The organism is Bradyrhizobium sp. USDA 4454, from assembly GCF_054822705.1.
This window is the reverse complement of sequence record NZ_JBTRCN010000001.1, coordinates 4,326,236-4,349,719: the sequence shown is the minus strand read 5'-3', so window position 1 is coordinate 4,349,719 and position 23,484 is coordinate 4,326,236. Positions and strand designations below refer to the sequence as shown.

Below are 23,484 nucleotides of genomic sequence, written 5' to 3'. Positions count from 1 at the left end.
CGGTTCAGCTATCCATATTTCTTAGACTCGCGGGCACCTGAGCCGCGTTAGCGATACGACGCCATTTGCGTCGAAATTCGGAGGCATTCCATGGTGCGCCGGTCCCTTCGTTAATGATCATGGGACTGTCGCCACGGCGAAAATCGTTCCAATAATCCAACTCGGCTAGTACCAACGGGGCATTCTTCAAATCCAAATCTAGTTTCCTGCGCCGCAGAATTAAATCGTCACCAACTTCGGACCAACGGAGACCATGCAGCCACTTCATTCCGCGCCAAATAACGTTGGTAGAGCCGGGATACTCCGATGGCACGTATTCGCCAAGACAATCGCGTTGTGTCAGAGGTGTTTCAAACTGCAATGCTTGCGCAAGAGCGATGGAATGCAGACCCCATTCGTGAGCCTTCGCAATGATCGCTCTAGCTTGTTCGATGGTCAGTTTTGCCGTTGGTCTCGCGACTGTTTCGTTGTGGATGCATTTGATGGCTTCGAGTAACTCTATGCACTTCGCATCCCGGTTTGTAGTAGCGCCGTAGGCAAACAGCGACTTCATTTGCGATTTGAGCGCGCGGGCCGTGGCATTCTTGCCGTCACGGCCCCACATCTGATTCCAATATACAAGCGTGGAAGCGTTGATTTGGCCAACCGGGCAAGCTCCTTTTTCGGCCTTGATACGCCGCAAGTAGCGACGGCTGTTCTCGCGAGCTCGATAGCTGAGATTACTAAGTCCGGAATTCGGATCAGCCAGGTAGAAGTCGATCAATTGGTCTAATGTGGTCATGGTGGTCATCTCAGATTATTAGAGATGCAGCGTTCATCGCGATGAAAGCAACAATTAAACTCAGCAACGCTAACGCTGCAAGTACGCCAACAACGCCAACGGCACCTTGCGCGGCGATTTGCCAGCCGAGTAGTCGAATAGTGAACTGTTGATTGTGTTGCATTTGTAGGTCTCCATTAAAACTGAGGACTACCTCGCTCCCCCGTGGAGCCTTTGCAACGGCATTGAAGGCTCTTGCACCAAACTGACGAATTGTCAAAGGCTTAGCTGGCGCCGCCATCTTGTCCGCACTCTCACTAACAAAGAATCGAACCCGTGATGCACGAGTATCGAGGCGCGGTCGCTGGTTGGCGGCTCAACGGAGGCGCATGGCTGTGCGGACCATGCAAAAAGCCCTATCTTGTGGTCCATGTCGATTCCACCTGAGCTGTGGCGCTTCACCGAGAGGCATCAGCGCATCTTCAAGACGAAGGAGTGCCTTGCCGCTCGCTACCAGCCGCCGTGTCGTGGCCGTATCGTCCGCGCGCACATCGTCCCTCGTTCCCAGCTGAGGCACATCGCGCGGAATGGACATATCGTTGCCGTGCCAAACTCGTTGCTGGCCATCATGAAGATGCAGCAAACCAAGTTTGAGGCGGTAAAGATCGGCGTAGGCGAGTTCTCGACCATGAACTGTTTCTGCGCTGGTCACGACAAGATGTTGTTCGCGCCGATTGAAGACGCCCCACTAATCTTCTCACCTGAGCAGCTTGCCTTACTGCATTATCGAGCAATGGCTGCTGAATTCTATCAACGGAACAACCAGCTTGAGTCGGCAGAGATAGAATTGGACTGGGAGTCGGATGAACCTCAAGATGAGAGAATTGCGTGGATTTCGTTCTGTAGCAGCAAAGCTTTGGATGATGCGCACCCGGCCTTAAGTCGCACCGAGAAGTTGATCGCGGCCCGTCGTTTCGGAGATGTTCAGAGCCTCATCGTGCGCTTCGATGCGCCGCCAGCCGTGATAGCTGCTGGTGCCTTTCGTCCACAATACGATTTCGCCGCCCAGCGATTGCAGAACATTGCTGACGATTGTTGCTATGTGGCGATGCACCTGCTCGCAGTTGATGGCGCAGCAGTGCTCGTCTTCACTTGGCTACAGGGCGAGGCTGCACCAAGAAAGTTCGTCGACACCTTTGCGGCACTGCCGAAGGAGCAGATGTCATCGCTCGCTGTCCAATGCGCGTTCGAACATCTTGAACACACCTGCATGTCCGATGATTGGTGGAGCGATTTGAAGCGCCCCAAGCGGGCTGCGCTGATTGATCGCGTTCGGCGGGCGAACTCCTTAGCTTACCGTCGTTCACACCGTTGCCTATCCTATCGCATTCGCTTCGCGGATTGGCCGGTCGTGGACATCCGTCTGTCTCATCGCTCTGCCAATACGCAACGATAACGCCTTGCCGGAATGGCAGCAGTTGTTAAGCTAAGACGTTAGCAACCGAACAAACGCGAAATTGTCGGGAAATATGGGTTGGGCGTCCGAATTGCCCGACATTATCTATCATCGCGCGATCCATCAGCAGTTCAACAGGATTGGCAACGACAACGTATAGGCTTACATCGCTATCGGCGCGAGTGGCTATTGATCATGGAAACGAGGACGTCGGTGTCTGAGGGATGGCTGAACGTTATTTTTTTTGTCTGCTTTGCGTTCGGTTGCGCGCTTTCGATTAGGGCAGGCATCAATGCCGCTACGCGAAAGATCGGCAGATGGGACCACAATTCAACGCAAACGTTTCTCGGTTCGATGGGTGATTTCGGCAACTCACGCCTCAAATTCCTGCAGCAGAACGGTGCATACAACGAGGCCGAAGCAAGAATCGTCGCTGAGTATCAAACCTGGGCGTTGCTAGGATGCTTCGCTAGCCTTTTCGGAGGTGCTTTGGTTGACGTCGCTATCGGCAGCCTTCTAGGGGTGCAATTCAAGTGACTGGCGTCTGTCACTTAGTCAGTGATCGTCACGTTCGATAATGTTCATCACCGCCGCAGCGCCGGCACCACCAGGAACGGGATCAATCCCAGCACGACATTGACCAGCGCAAACGCGATCAGCGGATTGTAGCTGTGGGTCCAGTCGTGGATCAGCCCGCCGCCCCATGAGCCGAGCCCTGATCCTAGGCCGCTGCCGATCATGATGGTGCCGTAGATCGTGCCGACGCGCTCGCCGCGGAAGATCTTCAGCGCAGTCGCCGTGATCAGCGGGCCGCGCGAGCCGATCATGCTGCCGAAGCAGATGATGAAGCCGGTCAAGAGCCAGTAGTTCGGGTACCATTGCAGCAGCCAGAGCAGGGTGATGCCTGCTATCGAGACGCCGTAGCTGAACAGCACGCTGGGACGGCGGCCGATGATGCCGTCGAGCGTGGACACGCCGAGCATGCCAACGAACAGCGCGACACCGGAGAATCCCCAGGCCGTGGCTGCCTGCAGCGGCGGGAAGCCGACGTCGATCAGATAGGCGACGATCTGCGCCGTCAGCGCATACATCGCGATCGCGGTGAAGAAGAAGGTCGAGAACAACGCCCAGAAGGCGTGGTGACGCATCGCGCTGAGCAGCGTCCAGCCCTCGTCAGCCAGACTGGCCTCCGCCTTCTTCACGATGTGGGGCGATCCGCCGGCAAGCAGCCGCCATGGCAGGAAGACGAGTGGAACGAGGAGGCAGAGCGCGCCGATGCCGAACACCTGATAGGCCTCGCGCCAGCCGATCCGGTCGATCAGAACCTGCGACAGCGGCAGCAGCAGCAACAGGCCGGCGCCGGTTGCCGAATACATCACGGCCATCGCCGTCGGCAGCCGCGGCCCGAACCAGCGGCCGAGCAGGATCGAGTTGGAGACGTTGCCGATCAGCGCGGTGCCGAAGCCGACGCAGAGCCCGACGCTGAGCTGGAATTGCCAGAGCTGTTGCGCGCGCGAGGCGATCAGGAACGCGCAGCCGAGCAGCGACAGGCCCAGCGCATAGACCACGCGCGGGCCGGAGCGGTCGAACAGGCGCCCGACCAGCGGCGCGGTGAGGCCGCTGGCGAGCCAGGTCAGCGAATAGACCGACACCACCGAAGCGCGGTCCCAGCCGAAAGTTTCCGAGATCGGCTTCAGGAACACCGTGAAGCTGTCGCTGAGTCCGCGGCCGAGCACCGACAGCACGAAGCACAGCGCGAGCACGTTCAACGCGACGCGCGACTGTTTCGCAGGTGCGGAAAGCGTGTCGTTTGGAGACGTGGTCTGGTCCATCGCATTTTTTTGAGCGCGATCGGACGCAAAACCGGAAGTCCACTTTTGCTGATCGCGCTGCTAGAGGGAGCGCGCTTTCCGCACTCCCGACAACCGACAAAAGCGAATGCGCCTATGCAGGCTTCAGCAGGACGTGACGCTTCTTGCCGAGCGACAGTTTCACCACGCCTTCCGGCGTGAGATTGGCCGATGTCAGCAGCATCTTCTCGTCGGTTACGGCGGCGTCGTTGACGCGCAGTCCGCCGCCCTTGATCTGGCGACGTGCTTCACCGTTGGAGGCGACGAGCTCGGCCTTGACGAAGGCAGCGAGCACGCCGACGCCGGCTTCAAATTCGCCGCGCGGAATTTTCACCGTCGGCAAGGTTTCGGCTAGCGCGCCTTCCTCGAAGGTGCGGCGCGCGGTCTCGGCGGCTTCGTTGGCGGCATCGCGGCCGTGGAGCAGGGCGGTCGCTTCCGTCGCCAGCACCTTTTTGGCCTCGTTGATCTCGCCGCCCGCCAGCGCGGCGAGCTTGTTGATCTCGCTCATCGGCAGGACGGTGAACAGCTTGAGGAACTTGACGACGTCGGCGTCCTCGACATTGCGCCAGTACTGCCAGAAATCATACGGCGAGAACTGGTCGGCGTTGAGCCACACCGCGCCCTTGGCGGTCTTGCCCATCTTGTCGCCGGAGGCGGTGGTGAGCAGCGGCGTGGTCAGCGCGAACAGTTGCGGGGTGCCCATGCGGCGGCCGAGATCGACGCCGTTGACGATGTTGCCCCACTGGTCGGAGCCGCCCATCTGCAGCCGGCAGCCGGTGCGGCGCGACAGCTCGACAAAGTCGTAGGCCTGGCAAACCATGTAGTTGAACTCGATGAAGCTCATCTCCTGCTCGCGCTCGAGCCGGAGCCGCACCGAGTCCATGGTCAGCATGCGGTTGACCGAGAAGTGCCGGCCGATGTCGCGCAGCATCTCGATCCAGTTCAATTTCGTCAGCCACTCGGCGTTGTCGAGCATGATGGCGTCGGAGTGGCCGTCGCCGTAGCGCAGCACCTTGGCGAACACGCCGCGGATGCTGGCCTTGTTCGACTCAATCTCCGCGACGGTGCGCATCGCGCGCGTCTCGTCCTTGCCGGAGGGATCGCCGACCATCGTGGTGCCGCCGCCCATCAGCGTGATTGGCTTGTTGCCGCTCTGCTGCAGCCAGTACAGCATCATCATGGTGAGGAAGTTGCCGATGTGCAGCGACGGCGCGGTGCAGTCGTAGCCGACATAGGCGGTGGCCTCGCCCTTCGCGGCAAGCGCGTCGAGGCCCTCGAAATCGGAGCACTGGTGGACGAAGCCGCGTTCCTGTAGAGTGTTCAGGAAATCCGATTTAAATGCAGTCATTTGTCGGCGAGCCAGATCATTCTTGTTTTACGGTTTTTGCATCTATTTGCGGAACCTTGATGCTCAGGGCTGCCGCGGCGGACGCGCAGTGGCATTATAGGATGTACTTGTTTGAGACAAGCCGGGGGTTCCCGGCTGGGGCGCTTCCAGCATGATGTTAACGGCACTCGGTCTGATGAGCGGGACCTCGCTCGACGGGGTCGACGTGGCATTGATCGAGACCGATGGCCGCCAGATCAAGGCCGTCGGGCCCACCGGCTATCGCCCCTACACCGATGGCGAGCGCAGCCTGCTGCGCCAGGCGCTGACGGAAGCCATTCATCTGTCGCAGCGCGACGCCCGGCCGGGGATCTTGCGGCAGGCCGAACTGGCCGTAACCACAGCCCATGCCGAGGCGGTAGCGAGCTTCTCGGCGCAGCACCGGATTGCTCCCCAGGAGATCGACATCGTCGGGTTCCACGGCCAGACCGTGCTGCATCGCCCCGAGCGCAAGCTGACGGTGCAGATCGGCGACGCGCCGGCGCTCGCCAAGGCGATCCACATCCCGGTGATGCATGATTTCCGCGCCGCCGACGTCGAGGCCGGCGGGCAGGGCGCGCCGCTCGTGCCGGTCTACCATCGTGCGCTGGCGCAATCGCTGCACCGCGAGGGGCCGATCGTCGTGGTCAATATCGGCGGCGTCTCCAATATCACCTATATCGACGGCACCGACACGCTGATCGCCTGCGACACCGGGCCGGGCAACGCGCTGCTCGACGACTTCATGTTCCGCCAGATGCACCAGCCGTTCGATACGGCCGGCAAGTTCGCGGCACTCGGCAGGCCTGACGATGCCTGGATCGCGCAGGCGCTGAAGCTGCCGTTCTTCTCGGCTCCGCCGCCGAAATCGCTCGACCGCAACGATTTCGCCAGCCTCAAGCTCGGCGCCGTGGCGCCGGCCGATGGGGCCGCGACGCTGACCGCGTTCACGGCGGCCGCGATCGCCCGGATCGTGCCGCTGCTGCCGAAGGTGCCGAAGAGCTGGATCATCTGCGGCGGCGGTGCCTCCAACCTGACGATGCTGCGGATGCTGCGCGATCGCCTCTCGCCGGCAACCGTCGAGCCCGCCGAGGCGCTCGGCTGGGCCGCGGACGCGATCGAGGCACAGGCGTTCGGCTTCCTCGCCGCGCGCGGCATGAAGGGACTGCCATTGAGCTACCCCACCACCACGGGGGTGCCGATCCCGATGACCGGGGGCATCATCGCGCGACCGTGATTTAGATGCAAATGCATCTATCTTGACAGTTCGATGCCGCTGCATTTAATTCGATGCAGTTGCATTGAACGCGAGGTTTCGTCATGGCCGCCCTGAAGCTGATCAGCCACAAGCTTTGTCCCTATGTGCAACGCGCGGTCATTGCGCTGCATGAGAAGGGTGTGCCGTTCGAGCGGATCGACATCGATCTCGCCAACAAGCCGGACTGGTTCTTGAAGATCTCGCCGCTCGGCAAGGTGCCGGTGCTGGTGGTGACCGCTGACGACGGCAAGGAGGTCGCGCTGTTCGAGAGCAACGTGATCTGCGAGTACATCGAGGAGACGCAAGCCGGCGCCAAGCTGCATCCACAGGACGCGCTCACCCGTGCCGAGCATCGCGCCTGGATGGAGTTCGGCTCGGCCATTCTCGGCGACCTCTGGGGGCTCGAGACCGCAACCGATGCGGCAACCCATGAGAGCAAGCGGCAGGCGGTCGCGGCAAAATTCGCGCGCGTGGAAGCGGCGCTCGGCGCCGATCCGTTCTTCGCGGGCGACAAGTTCAGCCTGGTGGACGCGGTGTTCGCGCCGGTCTTCCGCTACTTCGATCTGTTCGACCAACTGACCGATCTCGCGGTTTTCACCCACACGCCGAAGCTGCGCGCCTGGCGCAGCGCGCTGGCGCAGCGGCCGAGCGTGCGCAGCGCGGTTTCGCCCGACTATCCGGCGCTGCTGCACGCGTTCCTGGTCGGCCACCGCGCGCACATGCTGAAGCTGGCCGCGTAAGCCATGACGCACTCGCTTGCCTGGATCGCGCTCGTCGTTGCCGGCCTGCTGGATGTCGGCTGGGCCATCTCGATGAAATATGCCGAGGGCTACACGCGGCTCGGCTGGAGCCTGGTCTCGCTGGTGCTGCTCGCCGCCTTCGTGTTCCTGCTCGGGCGCGCGTTGCAGGTGCTCGGCGTCGGCGTCGCCTACACGGTTTGGACCGGCATCGGCGCGGCCGGCACGCTCGCGCTGGGCGTGTTGCTGTTCAATGAGGCGCTGAACCCGGTGAAGGTCGCGGGGATCGTGTTGGTGCTGGTCGGGATCGCGGCGCTGAAATTCGCGCCGGAATAATCCGTAGCCCGGATGGAGCGAAGCGCAATCCGGGGGTCTATCCGCGGTGAGAGTGGTCCCGGATTTCGCTTCGCTCCATCCGGGCTACAAGATCGGCGTCGTCAGCGCACGTTGGCGAGACGCATGTCGAGATAACCGGTCACCGTCTCCATCAGCGGCTCGAGCTTGCCGTCGAAGAAGTGGTTGGCGCCGGGGATGACCTGCTGGTCGATCACGATGCCCTTCTGCGTCTTCAGCTTCTCGACCAGCGTGTTGACGTCCTTCGGCGGCACCACGGCATCCCTGTCGCCGTGCACGATCAGGCCCGACGACGGGCAGGGCGCGAGGAACGAGAAGTCGTAGAGATTGGCGGGCGGCGCGATCGAGATGAAGCCCTCGACCTCCGGCCGGCGCATCAGCAACTGCATGCCGATCCACGCCCCGAACGAGAAGCCCGCGACCCAGCAGGCGCGCGCCTCGGGATTGATCGCCTGCGCCCAGTCGAGCGCGCTCGCCGCGTCGGACAGTTCGCCGGTGCCGTGATCGAACGAGCCCTGGCTGCGGCCGACGCCACGGAAGTTGAAGCGCAGCACCGAGAAGCCGCGATGCGCAAACGCGTAGTAGCACTGATAGACGATCTGATGGTTCATCGTGCCGTGGAACTGCGGATGCGGATGCAGGATCATCGCAATCGGCGCGTTCTTCTGCTTGGCCGGGTGATAGCGGCCTTCGAGACGGCCAGCGGGGCCGGTGAAAATCACTTCAGGCATTGTGTTCCCTTGATTGACGCGTTCCCTTGATTGACGTCGATCAATCAACCGGTTGGAGCCATCTTCAGCGGCGGGCGCGAACAGGGCGGCTCATGATGAAATCGGGCGCAGGCACCGCCGGGCGGCACGCTGGAGGGCCTTCTAGCATGACGCAAGGGGCAAAAATCAAGGAAATTGTGCCGCTTGGCCGCGGCGAATCCGTGTCGTGAGGCGCCTGCACCCGACACATCCGCGGCGATCCAGATCGGCACGCCGGATTATGCCATCGGCTACCTGAGTTTTTGGTTTGTCACTTTGCCATCGCGCGCACGGGGGCTTGCGAATGTCTTGCCTGGCAACACGATGAGACGTCCGGCGAGATACGAAAAATCCTTCGCGCCGGGGACTCTGATCTGGTCTCGGTGCCTGACTGCGGTTATGTCGCAGTGGTAGGGCCGCAACCACGGTGATTGCGGCGGACAAGCTCGATGGCCGATCGCGTCTATCTCGACTGGAACGCCACCACGCCGCTTCGCCAGGAAGCGAAAGCGGCGATGGCGGCTGCGTGGGAGTTGAGCGGCAACCCGTCCTCGGTGCACAGCGAGGGACGGCGCGCGCGCCGGCTGGTCGAGGATGCCCGCAACGCGGTCGCCAAGGCAGTCGGCGGCCGGCCGCAGGACGTCGTGTTCCTCTCCGGCGGCACCGAGGCCAATGCGCTCGCCTTGACGCCGGGATTGCGCCGTGGGGCCGGCGCGCCGGCGCGGCGGCTGCTGGTGTCGGCGATCGAACATGCCTCCGTGCTTGCGGGCGGGCGGTTTGCCGCGGATGCCATCGGCGCGATCAAGGTCACACGCGCAGGTGTGATCGATCTCGAGCACTTGCGCGCACTGCTGGCGGATGGTCCGCCCGCTCTGGTCTCGGTGATGCTGGCGAACAACGAGACCGGTGCGATTCAGCCGGTGGCCGACGTCGCCGAGATCGTCCATGCGGCCGGTGGGCTGCTGCATGTCGATGCGATCCAGGCGTTCGGCAAGATCCCGTTCGACCTTGCCTCCACCCGGGCCGGCCTCCTGACGTTGTCGGCGCACAAGATCGGCGGGCCGAAGGGTGCGGGCGCGCTGGTGCTTGCCGAAGGCGTCGAGGGGCTGGAGGCGGCGCTGCGCGGCGGCGGGCAGGAGCTCGGGCGGCGGGCGGGGACCGAGAACGTCGCGGGGATTGCCGGCTTTGCTGCAGCCACGCAGGCCGCAATGGCGGCGCTAAAGGCCGACGCCGCGCGCGTGCGGGGACTGCGCGACCGGCTCGAGCACGGACTGCGGCAGACGCCGGATGTGCTGGTGTTCTCTGACGACGTCAAAAGGTTGCCAAATACCGTTCTATTCACTGCGCTCGGCATGAAGGCCGAGACGGCAGTCATCGGCTTCGACCTCGGGGGAATCGCGGTCTCCTCCGGTTCCGCCTGTTCGTCGGGTAAGGTCCAGCCCTCGCACGTGTTGGAGGCAATGGGATACCGCTCGGAGGTGTCGCAGGGAGCGGTGCGGCTTAGTCTTGGCTGGTCTACCACGGAGACAGACGTGGATTTGGCCCTCAAGGCTTGGCGAAAGCTCGCCGATACCTTAGTTAGTGGGGAACGACGAAACACAGCTTGAACTGTTCTAAGCGGATTTCGTCGCCAAGCATCGTAAGAGATTTTTCGGAACTTGAGATCCACCGCGGTCCTTGAAACCGCGAGCGGAGGATTGAATGCCTGCTGTACAAGAGACGGTCGAGCGCGTCCGGCGCATCGACGTCGACCAGTATCGATATGGGTTTGAGACGCTGATCGAGTCCGACAAGGCCCCGAAGGGGCTGTCGGAAGACACCGTCCGCTTCATCTCCGCAAAGAAGAATGAGCCGGCCTGGATGCTGGAATGGCGCCTGGAGGCGTATCGCCGCTGGCTGACCATGACCGAGCCGACCTGGGCGCGCGTCGACTATCCGAAGATCGACTACCAGGACATCTATTACTACGCGGCGCCGAAGCCGAAGAAGACGCTGTCCTCGATCGACGAGATCGATCCGGAAATCCTCAAGACCTACGAGAAGCTCGGCATTCCCCTGCGCGAGGTCGCGATCCTCGAGGGCGTCGAGCCGCCGCCCGGCGGCGAGCAGACGCCCAACCGCAAGATCGCGGTCGACGCCGTGTTCGATTCGGTCTCGGTTGCGACCACCTTCCAGAAGGAGCTGAAGGCCGCCGGCGTGATCTTCATGCCGATCTCCGAGGCGATCCGAGAGCATCCCGAACTGGTGCAGAAATATCTCGGCACCGTAGTGCCGACCTCTGACAACTATTTTGCGACGCTGAATTCGGCTGTGTTCTCCGACGGCTCGTTCGTCTATGTGCCGCCGGGCGTGCGCTGCCCGATGGAGCTGTCGACCTATTTCCGCATCAACGAGCGCAATACCGGCCAATTCGAGCGCACGCTGATCATCGCCGACAAGGGCTCCTACGTCTCCTATCTCGAAGGCTGCACTGCGCCGCAGCGCGACGAGAACCAGCTGCACGCCGCCGTGGTCGAGCTCGTCGCGCTCGACGACGCCGAGATCAAGTATTCGACGGTGCAGAACTGGTATCCCGGCAATTCCGAGGGGAAGGGCGGCATCTACAATTTCGTCACCAAGCGCGGCGACTGCCGCGGCAAGAATTCCAAGATCTCCTGGACCCAGGTCGAGACCGGGTCGGCGATCACCTGGAAATATCCGAGCTGCATCCTGCGCGGCGACAATTCGAGCGGCGAGTTCTACTCGATCGCGATCTCGAACGGCTTCCAGCAGGTCGATAGCGGCACCAAGATGATTCACCTCGGCAAGAACACGTCGAGCCGGATCATCTCCAAGGGCATCGCCGCCGGCAAGTCGCAGAACACCTATCGTGGCCTGGTCAGCGCCCATCGCAAGGCGACCGGCGCGCGCAACTACACCGCCTGCGACTCGCTCCTGATCGGCGACAAATGCGGCGCGCACACCGTGCCGTATGTCGAGGCCAAGAATTCCTCGGCGACGTTCGAGCATGAGGCGACGACGTCGAAGATTTCCGAGGACGTGCTGTTCTACTGCATCCAGCGCGGGCTCTCGCAGGAGGAAGCCGTCGGCCTCGTCGTCAACGGCTTCGTGAAGGACGTGCTGCAGCAACTGCCGATGGAATTCGCGGTGGAAGCGCAGAAGCTGATCTCGATCAGCCTTGAAGGTTCGGTTGGTTAATCCATCCGCTGAAGGCGCGGCCGATGCGCGCCTTGCGGGTGATGCTCAGGAAAAATCAGATGTCTCTGCTTGAAGTGAAAGATCTCAAGGTTCGCGTCGAGGAGCGCGAGATCCTCCACGGGCTGTCGCTCACGGTGAACCCGGGCGAGGTGCACGCGATCATGGGGCCGAACGGCTCCGGCAAATCGACGCTGTCCCACGTCATCGCCGGCAAGCCGGGCTATGAAGTCACCGGCGGGCAAATCCTGTTCAGGGGCGAAGACCTCTTGGAGATGGAGCCCAACGAGCGCGCCGCCAAGGGCGTGTTCCTGGCGTTCCAGTATCCGGTCGAGATCCCCGGCGTCACCACCTGGAACTTCCTGCATGCGGCGCTCAACGCGCAGCGCAAGGCGCGCGGCGAGGACGAGATCTCGTCGCCGGCCTTCCTCAAGAAGGTGCGCGAGGTCGCCAAGTCGCTCAACATCCCGCAGGACATGCTGAAGCGCGGCGTCAATGTCGGCTTCTCCGGTGGCGAGAAGAAGCGCAACGAGATCCTCCAGATGGCGCTGTTCGAGCCCGCCGTCTGCATCCTTGACGAAATGGATTCCGGCCTCGACATCGACGCGCTGCGGATCGCCGCCGACGGCGTCAACGCGCTGCGCTCGCCGGAGCGCGCGATGGTCGTGATCACGCACTACCAGCGGCTGCTCAACTACATCGTGCCCGACTATGTGCACGTGATGTCGAAGGGCCGGGTGGTGAAGAGCGGCGGCAAGGAACTGGCGCTGGAGCTGGAAGAGTCCGGCTACGCGCAGTTCGAAGACGCTGCCTGACAAATACGGGTTTTGAGATGAACGTTGTCGCAAAGACCGAGACCGGGCGCGCGCTGGGCGATGCATTCGCCGTCGCGCGCGACCGTCTGCCGGGCAAGGGCAAGATCGCCGATCAGCGCCGCCAGGCGTTCGAGGCCTACGAGCGATCGGGGCTGCCGCATCGCCGGATCGAGGATTGGAAATACACCGACCTGCGCGCGCTGATGCGCGAGGTGCTGCCGCTGGCCGCAGCGCCGGATGCAGCGGCGCTGGGTCGTGCCGCGGCCGCGGTCAAGCTGCGCGCGATCGATGGCGTGCGCCGGCTGGTGCTGGTCGATGGCGCGTTCGCGGCTAATCTCTCCGATCTCGGTGGCTTGGAAAAAGGCCTCAGCATCCGCCCGCTGCGCGAAGTGCTGGACGCCGGCGATGGCGCGCTGTCCGCGCAGGCCATCGCGACCGACGTCTCCAACCCGATGATCGCGCTGAACGGTGCGATGGCGACCGACGGCGTTGTCATTGACATCGCCAACGGCACCGTGCTGACCCAGCCGCTGCACATCGTGCACGTCGCATCGGGCGCTACGCCGGCCGCGATGTTCACGCGCTCGCTGCTGCGGCTCGGCCGCGATGCTGGCGTCACGCTGGTCGAGAGCCATCTGGCCGGCGAGGGCGCCAAGGCCTACCAGACCCATGACGGGCTGATTGTCGCGATCGGCGACAATGCGCGGCTCGATCATGTCCGCCTGGTCGAAGACAGCATCGATGCCTTCAACATCTCCTCGGCGACAGTGTCGCTCGGCGCGCACGCCCATTTCAACACCTTCAGCCTGACCTCGGGCGGTCATGTCAGCCGCTACCAGCTGACGATCACATGCGCCGGCGAGGGCTCCAAGGTCGAGACCAACGGCGTCAACCTGATCAACGGCAAGCAGCACGCCGACACCACGCTGTTCATGGATCACGCGGTGCCGCATTGCGCGAGCCGCGAGATCTTCCGTGCCGTCGTCGACGACCGCGCCCACAGCGTATTCCAGGGCCGCATCATCGTCCGTCCGGACGCGCAAAAGACCGACGCCAAGATGATGACCCGCGCGCTGCTGTTGTCCGACGACGCAGAGGCCGACAACAAGCCGGAGCTCGAGATCTTCGCCGACGACGTCACCTGCGGTCACGGTGCGACCACCGGTGCGCTCGACGAGAGCCTGCTGTTCTACATGCGCGCCCGCGGACTGCCCGAGAAGGAAGCGCAAGCGCTTCTGATCCAGGCCTTTGTCGGCGAGGCGATCGAGACCATTGCCAGCGACGCGTTGCGCGAGGTCGCAATTGCCACCGCGCAGCGCTGGCTGGAAGCGAGGGCGTGAGCATGCACAAGGCGGTCGCCAACGGTTCTTACGACGTCGCGCTGGTGCGGCAGGATTTCCCGGCGCTCGCCATGCAGATCTACGGCAAGCCGCTGGTCTATCTCGACAACGCGGCCTCGGCGCAGAAGCCGAATGCGGTGCTCGACCGCATGACCGAGGCCTACAAGAGCGAATACGCCAACGTGCATCGCGGCCTGCATTACCTCGCCAATGCGGCGACGGAGGCCTATGAGGGCGCCCGCGGCAAGGTCGCGCAGTTCATCAACGCGCGCCGCAGCGAGGAGATCGTCTTCACCCGCAACGTCACCGAGGCGATCAACCTCGTCGCATCGTCCTGGGGCGGGGTGAACATCAAGGAGGGCGACGAGATCGTCCTCTCGATCATGGAGCACCACTCCAACATCGTGCCGTGGCATTTTCTCAGGGAGCGCCAGGGTGCGGTCATCAAGTGGGCGCCGGTCGACGATGAAGGCAACTTCCTGATCGAGGAGTTCGAGAAGCTCCTGACCTCGCGCACCAAGATCGTCGCGATCACCCAGATGTCGAACGCGCTCGGCACGCTGGTTCCGGTCAAGGAGGTGATCCGGCTGGCTCATGCCCGCGGCATTCCGGTGCTGGTCGACGGTGCGCAGGGTGCGGTGCATCTGCCGATCGACGTCCAGGACCTCGACTGCGATTTCTACGCCTTCACCGGCCACAAGGTGTATGGCCCGACCGGCATCGGCGCGCTCTATGCCAAGCACGACCTTCTGGTGGCGATGCGGCCGTTCAACGGCGGCGGCGAGATGATCCGCGAAGTGGCCAAGGATTGGGTCACCTATGGCGACCCGCCGCACAAGTTCGAGGCCGGCACGCCGCCGATCGTCGAGGCGATCGGGCTCGGTGCCGCGATCGATTACGTCAACTCGATCGGCAAGGAGCGCATCGCCGCGCATGAGCATGACCTGCTCACCTATGCGCAGGATCGCCTGCGCGAGATCAATTCGCTGCGCGTGATCGGAACCGCCCGCAACAAGGGCCCGGTGATCTCCTTCGAGATGAAGGACGCGCATCCCCACGACGTCGCGACCGTGATCGACCGTCAGGGCATCGCGGTGCGTGCCGGTACCCATTGCGTGATGCCGCTTTTAGAGCGGTTCAACGTGACGGCCACCTGCCGTGCATCCTTCGGGATGTATAATACAAGGGAAGAAGTCGACCATCTGGCGCAGGCGCTGATCAAGGCGCGGGAATTGTTCGCATGACCGATACAGCCGAAGTCAAGACAGCCTCCATGGAAACCACCTCGGCACTGCCGGCGGAGGAGACCGAGCGCATGAGTGGCGAAATCGTCGCGGCGCTGAAGACGGTGTTCGATCCGGAAATCCCGGCCGACATCTACGAGCTCGGCCTGATCTACAAGGTCGACCTCAAGGACGACCGCTCGGTCGACATCGTGATGACGCTGACCACGCCGAACTGCCCTGCCGCGGGTGAACTGCCGACCATGGTCGAGAACGCGGTGGCGAGTGTTCCCGGCGTCGGCGTCGTCAACGTCAATCTGGTCTGGGATCCGGCCTGGACGCCGGACCGGATGTCGGACGAGGCGCGCCTCGTCCTCAATATGTGGTGATGCGCTGGAGCGTTTTCGAGCGAAGTGGCTGCCGGTTCGCGTCAAGAAAACGCGACCAACAAAGGGAGAAGAGGTTGATCCGGATTCGGATCAAGCTCTGAGAGGATCGAGCTTAACCTCGCAATATCAGGCAATTGACTTGCCGCTGGGACTAACCACATGAGTGACATGACGCAAGCTTCACCGACCCCAGCCAAGCCGAAGCGGCCGCGCCCGCAGGTCATGCGGCTGACCGATGCCGCGGCGGAGCGGATCACCGAGCTGACCAAGCGCGCTGATTCCGAGATCGTCGGTCTGCGCGTCGGCATCAAGAACGGCGGTTGCGCCGGACAATCCTACACCGTCGAATACGCCCACGAGATCCGTCCAAGCGACGAAGTGGTCGAGGACAAGGGCGTGAAGATCCTGGTCGATCCAAAGGCTGTGCTGTTCCTGCTCGGCACCGAGATGGACTACGTGGCCGACAAGATGCAGGCCCAGTTCGTGTTCAATAACCCGAACCAGGTCTCCGCCTGCGGCTGCGGCGAATCGGTGCAGCTCAAGCCCGCCACGGTCTGATCGCTGCCGCGCCGCGAAGGCGTGGCATCGCGAGCCCCCCTTTAGGTCCGGTACCCACCATCGTTGCGCGTCGACGGATTCGTCGACCATACTGCACACCAACAGGCTGCGGCAGGCGTGCCCGGTCGCGCTGGAATGAGGGTGGGCACATGGACCGTGAATTTCTCACCGACCTGTTCGTCGATTTCGGCCCGGTCACACTGCGCCGGATGTTCTCCGGCTACGGCATCTCCGCTGACGGCACCAATTTCGCGCTCGCCTTGCGGGCCGGGCTCTACTTCCGCGCCGACGAGCAGACCATCCCGCAATTCGAGGCGGAGGGCTCCAAGCCGTTCCAATACCAGACCAGTTCGAAGACCGTCACGGTGAACTCCTACTGGCAGCTGCCGGCGCGGCTGTTCGACGATGCCGAGGAGCTCGCGGTGTGGGCGCGCCTTGCGCTCGGCGCCGCCCAGCGCGCCGCGCTGCGCAAGCGGCCGAGGAAGCGTGCTGCGGTGAAGTCGAAAGCGCCGGCGAAGGTGGCTGCTGCGAAGAAGAGTGCGGCCAAGCAGGGCGTAGCGAAGAAGCGTGCCGCCAAATCGAAGCGTAGGGTGGGCAAAGCGAAGCGTGCCCACCATCGCACGTCGCGCTAGCTAGAGGAGGTGGGCACGGCGCCATGCGCCTTTGCCCACCCTGCAAAGCGGATCACGCGACGCGGGTCTGGGACTCGGCGCTGTATTCCGGATCGGCCTCGCAGATCACGCGGTTGCGGCCGGCATGCTTCGCGGCATAGAGGCACGCGTCGGCGCGTTCGATCAGCGAATCCGTGTCGTCGGCGGGCTTCAGCATGGAGACGCCGACCGAGATCGTGACACGGCCGAGGATTTCCCCGGTCGACTTCTTTTTCAGCTCTTTGGCCATCACGGCGCGACGGATGTGGTCGGCGACCGTCAGCGCCTGGCGCAGCGCGGTGTTGGGCAACACGACCGCGAATTCCTCGCCGCCATAGCGGGCGGTGATGTCCTGGCCCTTGATGTTCTGCTTCAGCGATTGTGCCACCAGCCGCAGCACCTGGTCGCCGGTGAGATGGCCGTAGGAATCGTTGAACGACTTGAAGTGATCGATGTCGAACATCAAGAGTGACAGCGGTTCGCCGCTGGCCAGTGCGGTCTGCACCGCCATGTCGATCGAGCGATCGAAATATTTGCGGTTGCCTAGGCCGGTGAGCGGATCGGTCAGGCTCTCGGCGCGGATCGCCTCGAGGCTGTGTTGCAGATCGCTGATCTCCGACTTCGACAGCGCGAGCCGGTTCTCCAGTGCCTGGTTGGTCTCGCGCATCTCGCGCGTCGATCTGGCCAGCCCCTCGACGATGGTCTTGATCTGGTCGCGGGTGGTCGCCGTCGACAGGCGGTCGCTGGCGCCGACGAGGCTCGCGTCGTAGGTCGCGGACACGCCGAGCGCATCGGTGATAAGCCGCATGACGGCATCGATCTCGCCGATGACGCGCGCGCCGACCTTGTCGATGCGGTCCGAGGTCTTGATGTGCGAGAGATAGGTTTCGTAGATCTGCTCGAGATCGGATTCGGAGAGCTTGCCGCTGCGCGCCAGCGTCTCGTTGATGACCTTGTTGAGCGGTGCGTTGTAGCCGGTCGCGTAGACGTACCAGATTTCATAGTTGCGGGGGACGGCGGTCTGGCGAAGCGAGCGGATCTGACCAAGCGCGACTTCGGCAAAAGCCAACGTACGTTCGTGTTCGTCCAGCAGCTTGACCACTGTTGCGTCCTTAATGCACGCCATGCCGGTCATGCCCGGCAGCAATGACTAAATTATTGGCGGGAGGGTACGGGACGAGAATGAAGGCAAGGTAAACAGTGGAACTACGGGGATTCGTGCACCCAAAAGGCGAAACCGCGGGCATTTACTTTAAACGCCGGTGATCCTCCTGAATACCGCCGCTGGTGCGGCGGTATCGAACAAGCCTTACGCGCGTGCGCGCACAGGTCGCAGCAGGAAGGCGGGCAGGTGCGAATGGTCGGCGGGCTCCTGGTCCACCTCGCGCTGCGGCCGGCGTGGCTCGGCGCGCCCGATCGACGGTACGTGCGATGGGGCAGCCTGTGGTGACGAGTTGCGGCCGTGGCGCGGCTCGCGCTCCGGCTTGGCTGCACGCTCCTGGCGGGGCTCCTGGTCGAGACGCGGCTCGCGCTCGCCGTGACGCGCCTCGCGTTCACCGTGACGCGGCTCGCGTTCACGGCGCGGCTTGCGGCCGCCGCGTCCGCCATCGCGCGAACCTTCGCGGCCGCGCGAGCGGCGCGGCGCGGTATCCTCGTCGGAGGCGTCGCCGTGAACGGCGTAGTCGCCCTCGGCGCGCGGGATCGGCTGGCCGATCAGCTTCTCGATCGCGGTCATCGACTTGCTATCGAGCGAGGTGACAATGGAGATCGCAGTCCCGGTGCGCCCGGCGCGGCCGGTGCGGCCGATGCGGTGGACGTAATCGTCGGGGTGGTGCGGCACATCGAAATTGAAGACGTGGCTGACGGCGGGAATGTCGAGGCCGCGAGCGGCGACGTCGGAGGCGACGAGCAGCGGAATCTCGCCCTTGCGGAATTGATCCAGCGCGGCGGTGCGGGCCGATTGATCCATATCGCCGTGCAGCGCGCCGACACTGAAGCCATGCTTCTGCAGCGATTTGTGAAGAACCGCGACTTCGCGCTTGCGGTTGCAGAAGATAATCGCGTTGTTGAGGTCCTTGGCATCGCGCAGCAGGCGGCGGAGGATCTCGCGCTTGTCATGCGCTTCGCGGCCGGCGGGAACCTGCAACTGCGTCACAGTGACGGCGGTCGTTGCGGGCTTCGAAACTTCGATCCGGGCCGGGTTGTGCAGGAAGGCCTCGGTGATGCGGCTGATTTCCGGCGGCATCGTCGCGGTAAAGAACAGGGTCTGCCGCGTGAACGGGACGAGCTTGCAGATGCGTTCGATGTCGGGAATGAAGCCCATATCGAGCATGCGGTCGGCCTCGTCGATCACCAGCAACTCGACGCCGGTGAGCAGCAGTCCGCCGCGTTCGGTGTGGTCGAGCAGCCGGCCGGGCGTTGCGATCAGCACGTCGACGCCGCGCATCAGCTTGGAGTCCTGGTCGCCGAATGAGACGCCGCCGATCAGCAGCGCCACGTTCAATTTCTGGCCGGCGCCGTATTTGTCGAACTGCTCCTTCACCTGCGCGGCAAGCTCACGGGTCGGCTCAAGGATCAGGGTGCGCGGCATCCGCGCCCGGGCGCGGCCCTTCTCGAGGAGGGTGAGCATCGGGAGAACGAAGGCAGCGGTCTTGCCGGTGCCGGTCTGGGCAATGCCGAGGACGTCGCGCCGGGCGAGGACGTGCGGGATTGCCTGTTCCTGGATGGGAGTGGGGTTGGTGTAACCGGTGGCCGCAACTGCGGCGAGGACCTTATCGGACAGGCCTAGATTGGAAAAAGACATTGAGCCTCTGGTCGACACCGCCGTTCGGAATCGAAGGTAAAAGGCTGTCGCGTTCGGCCCCGAAACGGCTCGCTTTTTGATAAAGCTCGGGGGCTCTGACTAACGCTGACGGACGGCAAACCTGACGAATCGCGTTTCGATCCGAGGGCCGCGTTGCCTCGCAACATAGGGGCGAAACCGGTAAAGTCAATCTTGGAACCAGCCGGTAAGCCCAAAAAGCTTAACGTTTTCGCCAAAATAACCGTCATTTCCGTCATTTGGCGGTCAAATGAATCGACTGCTCCGGATCCGGTGAGGAGGCCCAGCGGGGCCCCCGCACCAGCCTTGCCGAGAGGCCCGTTGTCAAATATCGAAAAACAACCCCATGCAAAGGAGCCGGCGGCGGTGGCCGGCGTTCGGCCAGGGCTTCAGCGGGCCGCCGCCGCAGCTAGCGGCCCGCAGCCCGGTACTCGCCGGGCGACAGGCCTTCGGATGCGCTGAAGGTCCGGTAGAAGGTGGCGAGACTGCCGAACCCGCAGGAGAGGGCGACGTCGGCGATCGGTCGCGGCGGCTTTTTGCGAAGCAGCCTCCGGCTTTCGCGCAACCGCTCGGCAGTGACGGTCTGCGAGAAGCTCGCGCCCGTCGCCTCGAACAAGACGTGCACGTAGCGGATCGAGACGCCGAGCATCTCGGCGACCATGCCCGGCGACAGCGCCGGCTTGGCGAGGTGACGCGTGATCAGGCGGCGCGCGAGGCTAAGCCGGCCGACGCGCAGCGCCTGCTGGGCGCGGCGGCTGCCCGGTCTGATCGCGCCGCGCTCGATCAGTGCGAGGTCGGCCACGATCTTGACCAGCGCAGGAATGCACGCGTTATCGCCGGCCTCCGTCGCCTCCCTGAAGTCGGCAAGGCAGGCTTCGAGCAACGGCGCCCAGCCGCGATTGCTGATCGCCGAAGCACCGTGGCGCGCCGCCTCGAGGGTCGGCGTTTGATCCGCGTGCAGCTCCACGACGCTCGGTCCGATCAGGCGCGCCGGGCCGGTGGATGATGCCTCCGAGCCTTGATCCTCGTACTTACCGCGCACCGTGCATGACCCCTCGCTCTGCTTGAGAGCGCGCGTCGCCGGTGACGGGACTGGCTGTGCCTGGTCCGGGCGAAGCGCCAGCGCGGTTCTGGCGAAGTCGACGGAAATTATCTTCTCAATGCGCGCAGGCTGATCATTTCGCGTCAAGGAGCACGGATCTGAATCCAACGAGATGCAGGGGAAACGGAGCACCAGCCGGCCCCGGATCGGCGCTCAGGCCGGTCGCGCCCGGTAGTCGCCCGGCGTCATCGATTCGGACGCGTTGAACAGGCGATAGAACGTCGCAAGGCTCTCGAAGCCGCAGGCAAAGGCGACCTCGGCGATCGTCTGCCTCGGCTGCTCGCGGAGCAGACGGCGGCTTTGCGCCAGCCGGAGCGCGGTGACGGTCTCGGAAAAGCTGTTCTCCGTCTCCGCGAACAGGATGTGCAGGTGACGGACCGAAATGCCGAGCAGTCCGGCAATCAGGCTTGGCGTCAGTGCCGCACTCGAGAGATGCCGACGGATCAGGCGGCGGGCCAGCGACAGATGGGCGGTGCGCAACGCCTGCTGGGCGAGCCGGCTCTTCGGTCGCATTTGACCGCGCTCGATCAGCGCGAGATGGGCGAGCGCCCGAAGCATCGGGGCCGCGTCCATGGCCGCCGCGGCGTTGCTTTCGACGAGGTCGCGGAAGCAGGATTCCAGCAGCGCCCGCAGCGCGCTCGCATCCTGCACCGGCCTGGGGACGAGTTCGCCGAACTCGGCACCCGGCGGCACGATGTTCGCCACTGGAATCTTGATGATGCGCAGGTGGAAGCCGTCATCGTGCAGCGGAACGGTGCGGTAGGGCAGGTCCGAATAGCTGGTCGCGAACATGCCATCGCGCACCGCGAACTCATCGAGCCGGGCGCCGCCGAACCAGCCGCCACCGCCGAGCTGCTGGTAGATGCACAGGCTGTCGCTCGCCGCATCGGCGATATCGCCGGCGCGCCGCTCGACGCGGTATGGCGAGGCGCGCAGCTCGACCAGCCCGGCATCGCCGAGCTTGCGCAGCGAGAACTCGCCGAAGAAGTCGCGGCGCCGGTCGGGCTCGAGCTCGGCGGTGACGCCGAACAACCCCTTGGCGCGGACCTCGCGCCAATAGTCGAAGCGATCCCGGGGATCGACTTGATCGGTGGACCATGTGTGCACGGAAAAGCCCTTGGGACCTGTGGAGAGCTCGCGCCGGAGTGAAGGCCCGAATCTATCACGCGGGCCGTAAAAAGAAACTTGACCTGAGGCGGACGGACCGCGCCATGGTGGCCTGGCGGGGGCGGGACATGTCCGACATGGGCCGGCCTTGAACCGGCCAAACGGTTGATCCGACTATTAGGCGGCGGTCGCACGAGCGGCGCATTTGGCGGGCAGGCGGGATTTGGGATGAAGAGCTGGCTTTCGGTCCTTTCGGCGACCCTGTTGGCGGTCGCTCTTGTCGCATCGGCCGCGCCTGCCCAGGCCGAAAAGCGCGTCGCGCTGGTGATCGGCAACAACGACTACCGCAATGTGCCCAAGCTGCAGAAGGCGGTGAACGACGCCCGCACCATGGGCGATACGCTGAAGCAGCTCGGCTTCAACGTCATGGTGGCCGAGAATCTGAACCGGCAGGCGTTCTCCGAGGCGCTGCTCGCCTTCGACCGCGCCGTGGAACCCGGCGACACCGCGTTCTTCTTCTATGCCGGTCACGGTTTCGAGATCGCCGGCCAGAATTTCCTGCTGCCGACCGATGTGCCTGCGGCGACCGAGGGCCAGGAGGAGCTGGTGCGCGACGCCTCGGTTCTCGCCGACCGCATCATCGAGCGGTTGCAGAACAAGAAGGCGCGGACCTCGATCCTGGTGTTCGACGCCTGCCGCAACAATCCGTTCGAGCGGGCCGGCACGCGCGCCGTTGCCGGCGGTGGTGGCCTGGCGCCGATGACGCAGTTGCCCGAGGGCGTGTTCTCGGTGTTCTCGGCGGGGCCGCGTCAGACCGCGCTCGACCGCCTCTCGAACGACGATGCCAATCCCAATTCGGTGTTCACGCGAACCTTTGCCAAGGAGTTGCTGCAGCCCGGCGAGAACCTGGTGCAGGTCGCGCAGCGCACGCGGCGTCTGGTCAGCGAGATGGCCGAGACCGTCAAGCACAAGCAGATCCCGGTTTATTTCGACCAGATGGTCGACGACGTCTTCCTGAACGGGATCGCCAGGGAACAGGCCAGGGAACAGGCGAAGGCGCAGGCCGAGGCGGCCAAGCCGTCCGCGGCGCCGCAGCAGGTGGCCGCGCTGCCGCCGGTCTCGGTGCCGAAGCTGCCGAAGGAGGACTCGATCAACGCGCCAATCGCGAGCTTCTCGCGGCACAATGGCGGCTGGACCGTGGTGTTCTCGATCGCCGATCCGACGCTCGGGATTTCCTGGCGGATCGGCGACAGTGGCGACTTCCGCGAAACCGGCTTCACGGACACGCTCGATCCGCGCACGCGCAAGCGGGTGCCCAATCCCTCGATCGAGCTGCCGGCCGATGCGCCGGCGGCGACGATCGAGCTGCGCTATGTCGATAGCCAGGGCGAGATGCAGGGGCCGTTCCCGATCAAGTTCGATCCCGACGCCGCGCTGATCCGCGACCAGCGCAAAATCCTCGACATGACCGCGACGAGCTGGCTGTCGTTCCGCGAGTTCAACGGGCTCTTGGTCTACTACACCCATCTGATGTCGTATCGCTGCGCGATCCGCGAAGTGCGGATCGGCATCGACAGCGCGGTGCCGGACAAGGTGTTGAAGATGCCCCCCTGCAATCAGCGCGATCCCAGTGCGATCCCGTCCGACGCGCAGCCCTATCTGAAGCTCGCGCCGCAGACCAAGTCGGTTTCAGTCGAGCTGACCTATCGCGACGGCAGCGTGTCGGAAATCAAGACGTTCAGGCGATAGCTTTG

23 protein-coding genes are annotated in these 23,484 nt (G+C 63.7%); 14 read left to right on the top strand and 9 right to left on the bottom strand.

The window, feature by feature from the left end; translation table 11 throughout:
- Positions 1-4: 4 nt before the first annotated feature.
- Both ACVIW0_RS20485 and ACVIW0_RS20480 read right to left on the bottom strand, forming a co-directional pair.
- The gene (locus ACVIW0_RS20485) at positions 5-790 is read right to left on the bottom strand and encodes a hypothetical protein (protein WP_461353958.1); all 786 of its coding nucleotides are present in this window, start codon (positions 788-790) and stop codon (positions 5-7) included.
- Between the two features lies 1 nt (position 791).
- Positions 792-944 carry a hypothetical protein gene (locus ACVIW0_RS20480; protein WP_461353957.1) on the bottom strand — a complete coding sequence of 51 codons (153 nt, stop codon included), beginning with the start codon at positions 942-944 and terminating at the stop codon, positions 792-794.
- Between the two features lie 246 nt (positions 945-1,190).
- On the opposite strand from ACVIW0_RS20480, the gene ACVIW0_RS20475 reads away from it, so the two are divergent.
- Positions 1,191-2,216, top strand: coding sequence for a hypothetical protein (locus ACVIW0_RS20475; protein ID WP_461353956.1), 1,026 nt, complete (start codon positions 1,191-1,193; stop codon positions 2,214-2,216).
- 213 nt (positions 2,217-2,429) lie between these two features.
- Complete coding sequence (locus ACVIW0_RS20470) at positions 2,430-2,753, top strand: hypothetical protein (RefSeq protein WP_461353955.1); 324 nt, start codon at positions 2,430-2,432, stop codon at positions 2,751-2,753.
- 47 nt (positions 2,754-2,800) lie between these two features.
- On the opposite strand, the gene ACVIW0_RS20465 is transcribed toward ACVIW0_RS20470, so the two are convergent.
- Together ACVIW0_RS20465 and tyrS are read right to left on the bottom strand one after the other, a co-directional pair.
- Positions 2,801-4,048 (bottom strand): MFS transporter, encoded by a 1,248-nt coding sequence (locus tag ACVIW0_RS20465; RefSeq protein ID WP_461353954.1) that lies wholly within the window; start codon positions 4,046-4,048, stop codon positions 2,801-2,803.
- Between the two features lie 112 nt (positions 4,049-4,160).
- A complete protein-coding gene (gene tyrS / locus ACVIW0_RS20460; protein ID WP_461353953.1) occupies positions 4,161-5,414 on the bottom strand; it encodes a tyrosine--tRNA ligase in 1,254 nt (417 codons plus the stop codon).
- 151 nt (positions 5,415-5,565) lie between these two features.
- Here tyrS and ACVIW0_RS20455 point away from each other — a divergent pair, with 151 nt between their 5' ends.
- From ACVIW0_RS20455 to ACVIW0_RS20445, 3 genes are all read left to right on the top strand, one after another.
- Positions 5,566-6,669 carry an anhydro-N-acetylmuramic acid kinase gene (locus ACVIW0_RS20455; protein ID WP_461353952.1) on the top strand — a complete coding sequence of 368 codons (1,104 nt, stop codon included), beginning with the start codon at positions 5,566-5,568 and terminating at the stop codon, positions 6,667-6,669.
- An 83-nt stretch (positions 6,670-6,752) separates the two neighbouring features.
- The gene (locus ACVIW0_RS20450) at positions 6,753-7,430 is read left to right on the top strand and encodes a glutathione S-transferase family protein (RefSeq protein WP_461353951.1); all 678 of its coding nucleotides are present in this window, start codon (positions 6,753-6,755) and stop codon (positions 7,428-7,430) included.
- A gap of 3 nt (positions 7,431-7,433) precedes the next feature.
- Complete coding sequence (locus ACVIW0_RS20445; RefSeq protein WP_461353950.1) at positions 7,434-7,763, top strand: DMT family transporter; 330 nt, start codon at positions 7,434-7,436, stop codon at positions 7,761-7,763.
- 101 nt (positions 7,764-7,864) lie between these two features.
- Here the strand turns inward: ACVIW0_RS20445 and ACVIW0_RS20440 are convergent, their stop codons facing one another.
- On the bottom strand, positions 7,865-8,512 hold the full coding sequence (locus tag ACVIW0_RS20440; RefSeq protein WP_212398774.1) for an alpha/beta hydrolase: 648 nt from the start codon (positions 8,510-8,512) through the stop codon (positions 7,865-7,867).
- Between the two features lie 467 nt (positions 8,513-8,979).
- Here ACVIW0_RS20440 and ACVIW0_RS20435 point away from each other — a divergent pair, with 467 nt between their 5' ends.
- From ACVIW0_RS20435 to ACVIW0_RS20400, 8 genes are all read left to right on the top strand, one after another.
- Complete coding sequence (locus ACVIW0_RS20435; RefSeq protein WP_461353949.1) at positions 8,980-10,137, top strand: cysteine desulfurase family protein; 1,158 nt, start codon at positions 8,980-8,982, stop codon at positions 10,135-10,137.
- Positions 10,138-10,231: 94 nt separating this feature from the next.
- Positions 10,232-11,728, top strand: coding sequence for a Fe-S cluster assembly protein SufB (sufB, locus tag ACVIW0_RS20430; RefSeq protein ID WP_461353948.1), 1,497 nt, complete (start codon positions 10,232-10,234; stop codon positions 11,726-11,728).
- A gap of 59 nt (positions 11,729-11,787) precedes the next feature.
- Entirely contained in the window at positions 11,788-12,540 is a 753-nt protein-coding gene (gene sufC, locus ACVIW0_RS20425) for a Fe-S cluster assembly ATPase SufC (protein WP_461353947.1), read from the top strand.
- 17 nt (positions 12,541-12,557) lie between these two features.
- Positions 12,558-13,880, top strand: coding sequence for a Fe-S cluster assembly protein SufD (gene sufD / locus ACVIW0_RS20420; protein WP_461353946.1), 1,323 nt, complete (start codon positions 12,558-12,560; stop codon positions 13,878-13,880).
- Positions 13,877-15,124: a cysteine desulfurase gene (locus tag ACVIW0_RS20415; RefSeq protein ID WP_461353945.1), complete on the top strand. Its 1,248-nt coding sequence runs from the start codon at positions 13,877-13,879 to the stop codon at positions 15,122-15,124. Before sufD ends, ACVIW0_RS20415 begins: the two co-directional genes overlap by 4 nt.
- Positions 15,121-15,492 carry an SUF system Fe-S cluster assembly protein gene (locus ACVIW0_RS20410; RefSeq protein ID WP_461353944.1) on the top strand — a complete coding sequence of 124 codons (372 nt, stop codon included), beginning with the start codon at positions 15,121-15,123 and terminating at the stop codon, positions 15,490-15,492. The genes ACVIW0_RS20415 and ACVIW0_RS20410 overlap by 4 nt, the downstream gene beginning before the upstream one ends.
- A gap of 168 nt (positions 15,493-15,660) precedes the next feature.
- Positions 15,661-16,050, top strand: a complete 390-nt coding sequence (locus tag ACVIW0_RS20405; protein WP_461357381.1) for a HesB/IscA family protein — start codon at positions 15,661-15,663, stop codon at positions 16,048-16,050.
- Positions 16,051-16,199: 149 nt separating this feature from the next.
- Positions 16,200-16,682 carry a TfoX/Sxy family protein gene (locus ACVIW0_RS20400; protein WP_461353943.1) on the top strand — a complete coding sequence of 161 codons (483 nt, stop codon included), beginning with the start codon at positions 16,200-16,202 and terminating at the stop codon, positions 16,680-16,682.
- Between the two features lie 52 nt (positions 16,683-16,734).
- On the opposite strand, the gene ACVIW0_RS20395 is transcribed toward ACVIW0_RS20400, so the two are convergent.
- From ACVIW0_RS20395 to ACVIW0_RS20380, 4 genes are all read right to left on the bottom strand, one after another.
- Entirely contained in the window at positions 16,735-17,802 is a 1,068-nt protein-coding gene (locus ACVIW0_RS20395; RefSeq protein ID WP_456755014.1) for a GGDEF domain-containing protein, read from the bottom strand.
- Positions 17,803-18,009: 207 nt separating this feature from the next.
- Positions 18,010-19,503 (bottom strand): DEAD/DEAH box helicase, encoded by a 1,494-nt coding sequence (locus tag ACVIW0_RS20390; RefSeq protein ID WP_461353942.1) that lies wholly within the window; start codon positions 19,501-19,503, stop codon positions 18,010-18,012.
- A gap of 427 nt (positions 19,504-19,930) precedes the next feature.
- Positions 19,931-20,563, bottom strand: a complete 633-nt coding sequence (locus tag ACVIW0_RS20385; RefSeq protein WP_461353941.1) for a helix-turn-helix domain-containing protein — start codon at positions 20,561-20,563, stop codon at positions 19,931-19,933.
- Between the two features lie 213 nt (positions 20,564-20,776).
- Positions 20,777-21,730 (bottom strand): helix-turn-helix transcriptional regulator, encoded by a 954-nt coding sequence (locus ACVIW0_RS20380; RefSeq protein WP_461353940.1) that lies wholly within the window; start codon positions 21,728-21,730, stop codon positions 20,777-20,779.
- 228 nt (positions 21,731-21,958) lie between these two features.
- On the opposite strand from ACVIW0_RS20380, the gene ACVIW0_RS20375 reads away from it, so the two are divergent.
- Positions 21,959-23,479: a caspase family protein gene (locus ACVIW0_RS20375; protein WP_461353939.1), complete on the top strand. Its 1,521-nt coding sequence runs from the start codon at positions 21,959-21,961 to the stop codon at positions 23,477-23,479.
- Positions 23,480-23,484: the final 5 nt, after the last annotated feature.

What these genes read in the sequence shown, in the direction of transcription:
- ACVIW0_RS20375 (WP_461353939.1), top strand. Translation starts at nt 21,959, where the DNA reads ATGAAGAGCTGGCTTTCGGTCCTTTCGGCGACCCTGTTGGCGGTCGCT.
- tyrS (WP_461353953.1), bottom strand. Translation starts at nt 5,414, where the DNA reads ATGACTGCATTTAAATCGGATTTCCTGAACACTCTACAGGAACGCGGC.
- sufD (WP_461353946.1), top strand. Translation starts at nt 12,558, where the DNA reads ATGAACGTTGTCGCAAAGACCGAGACCGGGCGCGCGCTGGGCGATGCA.
- ACVIW0_RS20455 (WP_461353952.1), top strand. Translation starts at nt 5,566, where the DNA reads ATGATGTTAACGGCACTCGGTCTGATGAGCGGGACCTCGCTCGACGGG.
- ACVIW0_RS20445 (WP_461353950.1), top strand. Translation starts at nt 7,434, where the DNA reads ATGACGCACTCGCTTGCCTGGATCGCGCTCGTCGTTGCCGGCCTGCTG.
- ACVIW0_RS20465 (WP_461353954.1), bottom strand. Translation starts at nt 4,048, where the DNA reads ATGGACCAGACCACGTCTCCAAACGACACGCTTTCCGCACCTGCGAAA.
- ACVIW0_RS20390 (WP_461353942.1), bottom strand. Translation starts at nt 19,503, where the DNA reads ATGTCTTTTTCCAATCTAGGCCTGTCCGATAAGGTCCTCGCCGCAGTT.
- ACVIW0_RS20480 (WP_461353957.1), bottom strand. Translation starts at nt 944, where the DNA reads ATGCAACACAATCAACAGTTCACTATTCGACTACTCGGCTGGCAAATC.
- ACVIW0_RS20435 (WP_461353949.1), top strand. Translation starts at nt 8,980, where the DNA reads ATGGCCGATCGCGTCTATCTCGACTGGAACGCCACCACGCCGCTTCGC.
- ACVIW0_RS20410 (WP_461353944.1), top strand. Translation starts at nt 15,121, where the DNA reads ATGACCGATACAGCCGAAGTCAAGACAGCCTCCATGGAAACCACCTCG.
- ACVIW0_RS20475 (WP_461353956.1), top strand. Translation starts at nt 1,191, where the DNA reads ATGTCGATTCCACCTGAGCTGTGGCGCTTCACCGAGAGGCATCAGCGC.
- ACVIW0_RS20440 (WP_212398774.1), bottom strand. Translation starts at nt 8,512, where the DNA reads ATGCCTGAAGTGATTTTCACCGGCCCCGCTGGCCGTCTCGAAGGCCGC.
- ACVIW0_RS20485 (WP_461353958.1), bottom strand. Translation starts at nt 790, where the DNA reads ATGACCACCATGACCACATTAGACCAATTGATCGACTTCTACCTGGCT.
- ACVIW0_RS20405 (WP_461357381.1), top strand. Translation starts at nt 15,661, where the DNA reads ATGACGCAAGCTTCACCGACCCCAGCCAAGCCGAAGCGGCCGCGCCCG.
- ACVIW0_RS20400 (WP_461353943.1), top strand. Translation starts at nt 16,200, where the DNA reads ATGGACCGTGAATTTCTCACCGACCTGTTCGTCGATTTCGGCCCGGTC.
- sufC (WP_461353947.1), top strand. Translation starts at nt 11,788, where the DNA reads ATGTCTCTGCTTGAAGTGAAAGATCTCAAGGTTCGCGTCGAGGAGCGC.
- ACVIW0_RS20450 (WP_461353951.1), top strand. Translation starts at nt 6,753, where the DNA reads ATGGCCGCCCTGAAGCTGATCAGCCACAAGCTTTGTCCCTATGTGCAA.
- sufB (WP_461353948.1), top strand. Translation starts at nt 10,232, where the DNA reads ATGCCTGCTGTACAAGAGACGGTCGAGCGCGTCCGGCGCATCGACGTC.